Raw genomic sequence first — 9,610 nt, 5'->3', positions numbered from 1 at the left:
AAACAGGAGTCTGCATGAGTACGGGAGATCACGATCAGCGGCGCCACGACCGCCGCCACGGGGACAGGGTTGGAACGCCGCGCTACCTGGACCCGGGCGACACAGTCTTCAGCCTGTGGGGCCGCATCATCATGGCGCGCTACCGGCGCATCGCGGCGGCGGCCACCCGCCACATCATCCAGCGCCCGCTGCACATCGGCATATCGGCGCGCATCTTCCACCCCGAGGAAGGCGCCAAGGGCCTGCGCAGCAAGAACCTGCAATACCTCGAGGAGTCCATCGCGCAGTGGGTGATGTCGCGCGACGTGCTGGTGTTCATGATCCCCACAGTGAACACGGACGGCCTGCTGCACCCCTCCAACATCCGCCTGCGCGACTATGCGCGCCACCTGGACGGCCTGGTGCTGCAGGGCGGCGCCGACGTGTCGCCACAAAGCTATGCCGAAACGCCGACCCGCCCGGAATGGAGCGGCGACCGCGCGCGCGACATGTACGAGCTCGAGCTGCTGCATGAATTCGTGGAGGCGGGCAAGCCGGTCATGGGCATTTGCCGTGGCTGCCAGCTGATCAACGTGGCCTTCGGCGGCTCGCTGTACCAGGACATCGCCTCCGACGTGCCGGACGCGATGGCCCACGTGCATGACGACTACGACCGCCATCGCCACGAAATCGTGTTCCCGGAGGGCTCCTCGCTGGGCCGCATGCTGAAGATGCACAGCGGCCAAGCGCTGGTGAACTCCATCCACCACCAGGCGGTGAAAAACCTGGGCCGCGACATGACGGTGGAAGCCCGCTCCGCGCCGGACGGCGTGGTGGAAGCCATCCGCTACACCAAGGCGCCCTTCGTCATGGGCTTGCAGTGGCACCCGGAGTTCCACCGCGCCGGCGGCGTGGAACTGCTGGACTGCACCCCCATCCTCGACAACTTCCTGCGCGTGGCGCGCGAGACGCGCTTCTAGCCCCGGAAGCGGTTCACCGCCGCGTCCACCACGCCCTCCACGCTGCCGCTTTCGCGGAACTGGTCGCGCAGGTACTGGGCATCGCTGCCGGTATGGGTCACCTGCGTCAGGTGCGCCAGGCCGGCGCTGCCGCCCAGCGCTTCCGCGTGCGGCTCCATCTTGCGCAGCGTGGTCAGGATGTCCTCGCGCAGCGACAGGCTTTCATACGTCTTCGGATGCACGATGGTGCCGTCCATGCCGAAGCGGCAGGCCTGGAAGCGGTTATAGTTGTAGACCAGGTAGTCGTCCTCCTCCGGCGCGGCCTCGTGCCGCTCCAGCAGGTAGCGGCACAGCGCCTGCAGGTACACCGCCAGCGCCGCCGCGCGCTCCACCGTCAGCGGCGTGTCGCACACGCGCAGCTCGATGGTGCCGAACTCCGGCTTGGGCCGGATGTCCCAGTAAAAGTCCTTCATGCTCTTGATGACGCCAGTGTGCTCCATCTTGGCGAAATAGCCGTGCTCGAAGTCGTGCCAGCTCAGCGTGAACGGCGCCCGGCCGCTCATCGGGAAGGCGAACACGGAGTTCAGGCGCGCGGAATTGAACAGCGTGTCGCCGCCCTGCACGAACGGAGAAGAGGCGGACAGCGCGATAAAGTGCGGCACGTAGCGGCTCAGCGAATGCAGCAGGAACAGCGCGTCGTCGCCGTTGGCGCAGCCGATGTGCACGTGCTGGCCGAAAATGGTGAACTGCTTGGCCAGGTAGCCGTACAGCGCCGACACTTCCTTGAAGCGCGGCTTGGAGAAGATGCGCCGCTCCGACCATTTCTGGAACGGGTGCGTGCCGCCGCCGCAGATGCCGATGTTGAGCTTCTCGCAGGCTTGCACCAGCGTGTCGCGGATCAGCTGCAGCTGCGCCACCATCTCGGTGTGGTTGGTGTGCACGTCGGTGTTAATCTCGATCATGCTCTCGGTGATCTCGGGCGTCACATTGCCCGGGAAAGGCTTGCGGTTCAGCAGGTGCAGCAGGTCGGGACTGGACGCGGTCAGGTCGTAGTCCGCATGGCTGATCAGCTGCAGCTCCAGCTCCACGCCCATGGTGAGCGGCTGGGAATTATTGAACGGTTCAAGCGCCATTTATGCCTCCTCTTCTTGCGGCGTTTCTTTGGCCCACACCAGCGCGTACTGCGTGAAGATGGGGCCGAGCACTTCCATTAACAGCGTCATGGCGGCCAGCGCGGCCAGCTCGTCCACCAGCACGATGCCCATGCTCTTGGTCTGCTCCAGCAGCAGGATGACGAACACCGACATCGGTGCCAGCGCCACGCCGGTGAGCGCGCCCTTGCGCCAGGTGACGCCGGCGGCGTGCGCGAACACCGCCACCGCCGCCGTCTTGACGACAAAGCGCGCCAGCAGCAGCACGATGGCCAGGCCGGCGCCGGTGACCACGCGCTCCCAGTCCAGCGTGGTCACGGCGAACACGAACAGCAGCACCGTCAGCAGCTCGCCGATGGCGCCGAAATTGCGCTCGGTGCGGCTGAAGGTGATGCGGCGGTGGCGCGCCATCAGGCCGAAGGTCAGCGTGGCCAGCACCGGCGACAGGTTGGCCGCGTGGGTGATCGCCACCAGCAGCACCACGGCCAGCGCGAAGGCCACCGTGCCGTCGCGCTGCACATGGCCAAGCTGGCGCAGCAGCGCCGGCACCACCACGCCGAACACGGCGCCCAGCACGGCCGAGGCCAGCAGCTCGATGGCGCTGTGCGAAATGGCCTGGCCCAGGCTGCCGGAGGTCTGGAACACCCACACGCCGACAATCACTTTATAGACGAACACCGCCAGCACGCAGTTGATGGCCACCAGGTGCAGCACCCGCTCCGTGACCTGCCCCGCGCTGTTCTGCTCGTTAATCACGCGCAGCACGCCGGCGGGCGAGCTGGACATGGCCAGCGAGGCCAGCAGCAGCGAGGTCAGCGGCGGCATGCCGGACAGGTGGCCGATCACATACACCACGACGAAGGTGGCGGCCGATTCGACCAGGCCGGTCACCGCGATCCACGGATTCAGGCGCAGCCATTTGAGGTTGATGCGATAGCCGAATTCAAACAGGATGAGGCCGAAGGCGACGTTGGCGAGGATGGTGACGGGGCTGGAGCTGTCGCTGGTGTACAGCTCGGGGAACGCCTGCGCCACCGCGAAGCCCACCAGGCCGTACACGCTGATGCGCGGCACGCCTGACCAGCGGTGCATGATCTCGCCTGCCAGCCAGGCCAGGGCAATTGCAAAAGGCCAGGCCAGTTCGGCCGTGATGACTACCAAATCCGGCATAAATGTTTCCTCCGATGCAAAATTAGTTGTTAGTTTATTGCATTAAGCCAAATTACGTCACACCCAAGGCCGGAGTAGAATCCTGCTTGACGCTCACATCCACTCACGCAGGAGAAGGAATCCCATGCTGGAACTCATCAGCGAGCACGCTTGCTTCGGCGGCGTGCAGCGCTTCTACAAGCACGACAGCGCAGCGATCGGCCTGCCGATGCGCTTCTCGGCCTTTATCCCGGCGCACGCGGACGGTGCCGCCCTGCCCGCGCTGTTCTACCTGGCGGGCCTGACCTGCACCGAGGAGACCTTTCCCATCAAGGCCGGCGCGCAGCGGGTGGCCGCCGAACTGGGCCTGGTCCTGATCGCGCCGGATACCAGCCCGCGCGGCGCCGGCGTGGCGGGGGAAACGGATGCGTGGGACTTCGGCGTGGGCGCCGGTTTCTATATCGACGCCACCGAGGCGCCGTGGAGCCGGCACTACCGCATGGAAAGCTATATCCATGAACTGCGCGAACTGGTGGCGCGGGAACTGCCGCTGGATGCCGCCCGCCTGGGCGTATTCGGCCATTCCATGGGCGGCCACGGCGCGCTCACGCTGGCGCTGAAGCGGCCGGACGTGTTCCGTTCCGTGTCCGCCTTCGCGCCGATTGCCGCCCCCACGCGCTGCCCGTGGGGCAAGAAAGCCTTCAGCGGCTACCTCGGCAAGGACGAAAGCGCATGGCGCGCGCACGACGCCAGCGAGCTGATGGCCGCCGCCCGCACGCCCTTCCCGCAGGGCATACTGATAGACCAGGGCCTGGGCGACAAGTTCCTGGCCGAGCAGCTGTATCCGGAAGCGTTCGAGGAAGCCTGCCGCCAGGCCGCGCAGCCGCTGCAGCTGCGGCGGCACGCGGGCTACGACCACGGCTACTACTTCATCTCAAGCTTCATCGAAGACCATCTGCGCTTCCACGCACGCAATCTTACAGTTTGATTTCCGTGCCCAGCCGCGCCAGGAACTGGCCCAGCCATTGCGGATGGGCCGGCCATGCGGGCGCGGTGACGAAGATGCCGTCGGTCACGGCGCTATCGACCGCGATGTCGGCGTACTCGGCGCCCGCCAGCTTCACCTCCGGCGCGCAGGCAGGGTAGGCGGAAATCTTCTTGCCCTGGATAACGCCGGCCGCCGCCAGCAGCTGCGCGCCGTGGCACACGGCGGCTATCGGCTTGGAAGCCTGCGCGAACTGCTGGATGATTTCCAGCACGCGCGGATTCAGGCGCAGGTATTCCGGCGCGCGGCCGCCCGCGATCACGAGCGCGTCGTAAGCGGTGACTTGCACATCGTCGAAATTGGCGTTCAGGGCGAACTGGTGGCCGGGCTTTTCGGTATAAGTCTGGTCGCCCTCGAAGTCGTGGATAGCGGTCTTGACCTTCTCGCCGCTCTTCTTGCCGGGACACACGGCGTGCACCGTGTGGCCGACCATCTGCAGTGCCTGGAACGGCACCATGGTTTCGTAATCCTCAGCGAAATCGCCCGTCAATAACAGTATCTGCTTGGCTGCCACGGTCATCTCCCGTTTGGTTGGAAAAGTACGACCTGGCCATGATAGCGTTAATTGACGGGCAATGTGATTACTTGTGCAGCACCTTGCGGATGGTTTCCGCCAAATCTTCCGCCACGAACTTGGCCACGTAGGCGTCGGCACCGACACCCTTCACATGGTCCTCGTTGGTCTTGCCCGACAGCGAAGAGTGGATCACCACCGGGATCTTGCTGAAGCGCGCGTCCTGCTTGATCAGCCGGGTCAGCGTGAAGCCGTCCATTTCCGGCATTTCCAGGTCGGTCAGCACCAGCGACACGCGGTCTTCCACCGGGATGCCCTCGGCCTTGGCGCCGTCGGCGATATGCTGCAGGCGCTCCCAGGCTTCCTTGCCGGACTTGGTCATCACGAACGGCGCGCCCATCGCGGTCAGGCCCTGCTCGATCAGGCTGCGCGCCACCACCGAGTCGTCCGCCGCCAGGATGATGGTGCCCGGCTTGAGCAGCAGCTTGGGACCGATGGTTTCCGGATCGACGTCCTTGCCGTCGGTCGGCACCATCTTGCGCAAGATGGTTTCCACGTCCAGCACCTGCGCCAGGCGGGTGTTGTTCACGTCGCCGTCCAGGCGGGCGATGCTGGTCACCATGCCGCCGGCCGTGCTGCCTTCGGCCGACAGCACCTGGCCCCAGTCCAGGCGCACGATCTCGTCCACCGACTCCACGGCGAAGGCCTGGGTGGTGCGGGCGAATTCGGTCACCAGCATGATGTTCAGGCCGGTCTTCGGCGTCACGCCGACGATGCCGGGCAAGTCCATCACGGAAATGATCTGGCCGCGCAGGTTGACCACGCCCAGCATGTGGGGCGAGGAACCGGCCACCGCCGTCACTTCCGGCATGGCCACGATTTCGCGGATCTTGAAGACGTTGATGCCGTACAGCTCCGAGTGCTCGCCATTGGCGTCGGCGCCGAGACGGAACAGCAGCAGTTCAAATTTATTGGAATTGGTTAAGTTGCTACGTTCGTCAATTTCTTGTTGAACTGAATTCATAGGGATTCGTCTCCATCGCAAGGGCTGCGACCAGTATAACGATATTGCCCTTCGTAACGAAACATTTTGCCTGCCGATGTTGCAATGCGGTTGCATAGCGTTGCAAACCGCGCGGGCATAAAAAAAAGGAAACCGGTGGTTTCCTTTTTTTTGAATCCTGGAGCGGGAGAAGAGTCTCGAACTCTCGACCTCAACCTTGGCAAGGTTGCGCTCTACCAACTGAGCTACTCCCGCAGAAGGCAAGATTATGACAGAAAGGTTTCCTGTTGACCAGAGTAGCGGCCTATATAATTGCTCCACGTTGAAAAAAGGAACTGCATGGATGCAATAGAAACAGTCCTGGCCATGCTGCTGGCCGTGGTCGGCAGCGCCTACCTGGTGCGCCTGCTGCCGGTGGCCGTGCCGCTGCCGCTGATGCAGATCGCACTCGGCTTTATCGTCGCCGCCTTCTCCCGCCACGGCATCGTCCTCGATCCCGAATTCTTCTTCCTGCTGTTCCTGCCGCCGCTGCTGTTCCTGGACGGCTGGCGCATTCCCAAGAGCGGCCTGCTGCGCGACCGCGGCGTGATCCTGCAGCTGGCGCTGGGCCTGGTGGTGTTCACCGTGCTGGGCATGGGCCTGCTGATCCACTGGATGATACCGGCCATGCCGCTGCCGGTGGCGTTCGTGCTGGCGGCCATCGTCTCGCCCACCGATCCGATCGCCGTCTCCGCCATCGCCTCGCGCACGCCCATCCCCAAGCGCCTGATGCACATCCTGGAAGGCGAGTCGCTGCTGAACGACGCCAGCGGGCTGGTCTGCTTCCGCTTCGCCGTGGCTGCCGCGCTGACCGGCACCTTCTCGCTCACCAGCGCCACCCTCACCTTCCTGTGGCTGGTGGCCGGCGGCGTCGCCATGGGCGTGGGCGTGACCCTGCTGATCGCGCTGCTGCAGCGCTGGCTCACGCGCCACTTCGGCGAACCGGCCGGCTCGCCCATCCTGGTCAACCTGCTGATGCCGTTCGGCGCCTACCTGCTGGCCGAGCACCTGCACGCTTCCGGCATCCTGGCGGCGGTGGCGGCCGGCGTCACCATGAGCTACGTGGAGCTGGGCGGCCACGCGCTGGCGGCCACCCGCATCCAGCGCTCGGCGGTGTGGGACACGGTGCAGTTCTCGCTGAACGGCGTGATGTTCGTACTGCTGGGCGAGCAGCTGCCCAGCATACTGAAAGGCGCGCGCGCCTCGCTGGAGGACGTGGGCCACGCCAACCCGTGGTGGCTGGTGCTGTACGCGTTCGCCATCACCACCGGCCTGATGGCGCTGCGCTTCGCATGGGTGTGGGCCGCGCTCAAGCTCACGCTGTTCAGGAAAAGCCGCATGGGCCGGGACGCCGCGCCGCCGCACTGGCGCCTGCTGCTGGCCACCTCGCTGGCCGGCGCGCGCGGCGCCATCACGCTGGCCGGCGTGATGACGCTGCCGCTGGCGATGCCCGACGGCTCACCGTTCCCGGCGCGCGACCTCACCATTTTCCTGGCCAGCGCGGTGATCCTGCTGTCGCTGCTGGCGGCCAGCATCGGCCTGCCGCGCATCCTGAGCGGGGTGGACTTCCCGGAAGAGCCGGAGGAAAGCCGGGAGGAGGACCGCGCGCGCGAGGTGGCGGCCAACGCGGCCATCGCCGCCATCGAGAAGGCGCAGATCGAGCTGATGTCCACCAGCATGGACGCCGACCTGTATCCGCAGGCGGCCAGCCGCGTCATCGCGCTGTACAAGCACCGGCTGATGGAACACAAGGAACAGGACGAGGCGCGCCAGTTCCGCAAGCTGGACGCGGCCGAGAAGGCATTGCGCATGTCGGCCCTGCAAGCCGAGCGCAAGGCCATCTTCAACCTGGCGCGGCACGGCCACATCTCGGACGCGATTTCGCGCAAGCTGGTGCGCGAGATCGACCTGAGCGAAACCCGCTTCCGCTAGCCTATCCAGCCACCTATGCAAACCCGCCGCGCCGCCTATGCCCTGTGCGCCGCCTGGCTGCTGTTCTGGAGCCTGATGGTGCTGACCGCCGTGCAGGACGCGCTGCGCGACGGCGAGCGCGCGCTCTGGAAGCCGATGCTGTGGGAACTGTCGTCGGCGCTGGTGGCCACCTTGCTGATGCTGGCGCAGCGCCTGCACACGCGGCGCTACGACCATTTGCTGCCTGCGCCGCTGCGCTGGTTCGGCATACAGCTGCTGTGGGCGCCGGTGTACTGGCTGTGCTTCGTGCCGCTGACCTTCGGCATCCGCCACGGGGTGTACGCGCTGGCCGGCGACACTTATCGGCACGAGGCGTGGCCGCAGGTGTTCGTGTACGAGGACGTGAAGATCACCGTGTTCTTCGGGCTGTTCGTGCTGATCCAGTTGGGGCTGCTGTCCTACCGCGCGCTGCTGGAGGAGCGCGTGCGGGCCGCGCAAGCCAACACGCTGCTGCGGCAGGCGCAGTTGCAGCAGCTCACGCAGCAGATGCAGCCGCACTTCCTGTTCAACGCGCTCAATACCATTTCGTCGCTGATGCATACGGACGTGGAGCGCGCCGACGCCACCTTGATGCAGCTGGCCGACGTGCTGCGCGCCACGCTGGACCACTCGGGCCAGCAGCAGGCGCCGCTGGCCACCGAGCTGCGGCTGCTGCGCGGCTACGCGCACCTGATGTGCGAGCGCTTTGAAGACCGGGTGCGCATCGGCTGGGATATCGACGAAGCGCTGCTGGGCTGCCAGGTGCCGCTGATGAGCATGCAGCCGCTGCTGGAGAACGTGTTCAAGCACACCGTCGAACAGCGCCGCCAGCCCACCGCCATCGCCATCAGCGCCCGGCGCGCCGGCGCCGAACTGGTGCTGCGCATCGACGACGACAGCGGCACCCTGCGCCAGGCGGCCGGCGGCGCCGCGGGCGGCGGGATCGGGCTGCGCAATCTGCGCGAGCGGCTGGCGGTGCTGCATGGCGGCGCCGGTTCGCTGCGGCTGGTGCAGCTGCAACCTGCGGGCGTGCGCGCCGAAGTGAGGCTGCCGTGCGCGTGCTGATCGTCGACGACGAGCGCCCGGCGCGCGACAAGCTGCGCCGCCTGCTGTCGCTGGAAGCGGACATCGCCGCCATCGAGGAAGCGCGCGACGGCGTGGAAGCCCTTGAACGCGCCGCCGCCTTCGCGCCCGACGCCATCTTCCTCGACATCCAGATGCCCGAAGTGGGCGGCTTCGACGTGGCCGCCTCGCTGCCCGCGCCCGCCCCGCTGATCGTCTTCGTCACCGCCTACGAGGAATACGCCATCCGCGCCTTCGACGCCAACGCCATCGACTACCTGCTCAAGCCGTACGACCGGCCCCGCCTGCAGCGCGCCCTGCAGCGCCTGCGCGGCCGCCTCGCCGGCCAGCGCGCCGCGCCGCCCGCCGCTCCGGCGCCGCTGCCGCGGGTGCGCCAGCTCCTGGTCCCGGAGCGCGGCGCCACGCGCATCGTCAGGGTGGACGACATCGACTGGATCGAAACGGCGGACAACTACGTCGTCCTGCACACCGCCGGCGGCCAGCCGCTGCTGCGCCAGACGCTGGCCGGCCTGCTCGACAAACTCGGCCCCGCCTTCCAGCGCTGCCACCGCCGCGCCGCCGTGCGCCTGGCCGCCGTCGCCGCCATCGAAGTGGACGACAAGGGCGACGGCGCACTGCTGCTGCACGGCGGCGCCCGCGCGCCGCTCAGCCGCCATTACCGCCCCGCCCTGCTGGCCCAACTGCACCGGAACGCGTGGCTTGGCCGAATCGGTATATGATCGCGCAAGTCGGCACTGA

Annotated in this window: 9 protein-coding genes and 1 tRNA gene; 5 read left to right on the top strand and 5 right to left on the bottom strand. The window is 66.6% G+C overall.

Features of this window, described 5'->3' with window-relative positions; all coding sequences use genetic code 11:
• Window positions 1-14 precede the first annotated feature (14 nt).
• Window positions 15-959, top strand: a complete 945-nt coding sequence (locus tag AC56DV_RS12315; protein WP_496314566.1) for a gamma-glutamyl-gamma-aminobutyrate hydrolase family protein — start codon at window positions 15-17, stop codon at window positions 957-959.
• Here the strand turns inward: AC56DV_RS12315 and AC56DV_RS12310 are convergent.
• Window positions 956-2,071, bottom strand: coding sequence for a YbdK family carboxylate-amine ligase (locus tag AC56DV_RS12310; RefSeq protein ID WP_496314565.1), 1,116 nt, complete (start codon window positions 2,069-2,071; stop codon window positions 956-958). The genes AC56DV_RS12315 and AC56DV_RS12310 overlap by 4 nt on opposite strands.
• Entirely contained in the window at window positions 2,072-3,259 is a 1,188-nt protein-coding gene (locus AC56DV_RS12305; protein ID WP_496314564.1) for a cation:proton antiporter, read from the bottom strand.
• A 124-nt stretch (window positions 3,260-3,383) separates the two neighbouring features.
• On the opposite strand from AC56DV_RS12305, the gene fghA reads away from it, so the two are divergent.
• Window positions 3,384-4,226: an S-formylglutathione hydrolase gene (fghA, locus tag AC56DV_RS12300; RefSeq protein ID WP_496314563.1), complete on the top strand. Its 843-nt coding sequence runs from the start codon at window positions 3,384-3,386 to the stop codon at window positions 4,224-4,226.
• Here fghA and AC56DV_RS12295 read toward each other — a convergent pair.
• The 3 genes from AC56DV_RS12295 to AC56DV_RS12285 form a co-directional block, all read right to left on the bottom strand.
• On the bottom strand, window positions 4,216-4,797 hold the full coding sequence (locus AC56DV_RS12295) for a DJ-1/PfpI family protein (RefSeq protein ID WP_496314562.1): 582 nt from the start codon (window positions 4,795-4,797) through the stop codon (window positions 4,216-4,218). The two genes, fghA and AC56DV_RS12295, sit on opposite strands and share 11 nt — an antisense overlap.
• A gap of 67 nt (window positions 4,798-4,864) precedes the next feature.
• Entirely contained in the window at window positions 4,865-5,821 is a 957-nt protein-coding gene (locus AC56DV_RS12290) for a chemotaxis protein (protein WP_496314561.1), read from the bottom strand.
• A gap of 158 nt (window positions 5,822-5,979) precedes the next feature.
• A tRNA-Gly gene (locus tag AC56DV_RS12285) sits at window positions 5,980-6,055 on the bottom strand.
• 84 nt (window positions 6,056-6,139) lie between these two features.
• Here AC56DV_RS12285 and AC56DV_RS12280 point away from each other — a divergent pair.
• The 3 genes from AC56DV_RS12280 to AC56DV_RS12270 are packed head-to-tail and all read left to right on the top strand — an operon-like array spanning window position 6,140 to window position 9,591.
• On the top strand, window positions 6,140-7,771 hold the full coding sequence (locus tag AC56DV_RS12280; RefSeq protein WP_496314560.1) for a Na+/H+ antiporter: 1,632 nt from the start codon (window positions 6,140-6,142) through the stop codon (window positions 7,769-7,771).
• Window positions 7,772-7,786: 15 nt separating this feature from the next.
• Window positions 7,787-8,854, top strand: coding sequence for a sensor histidine kinase (locus AC56DV_RS12275; protein ID WP_496314559.1), 1,068 nt, complete (start codon window positions 7,787-7,789; stop codon window positions 8,852-8,854).
• On the top strand, window positions 8,842-9,591 hold the full coding sequence (locus AC56DV_RS12270) for a LytR/AlgR family response regulator transcription factor (RefSeq protein WP_496314558.1): 750 nt from the start codon (window positions 8,842-8,844) through the stop codon (window positions 9,589-9,591). Before AC56DV_RS12275 ends, AC56DV_RS12270 begins: the two co-directional genes overlap by 13 nt.
• Window positions 9,592-9,610 lie beyond the last annotated feature (19 nt).

This window comes from Massilia sp. BGA-UO-ETr-WB1, from assembly GCF_059567845.1.
Note: the sequence above shows the minus strand (reverse complement) of the source record. Positions and strands in the feature narration are given on the sequence as shown.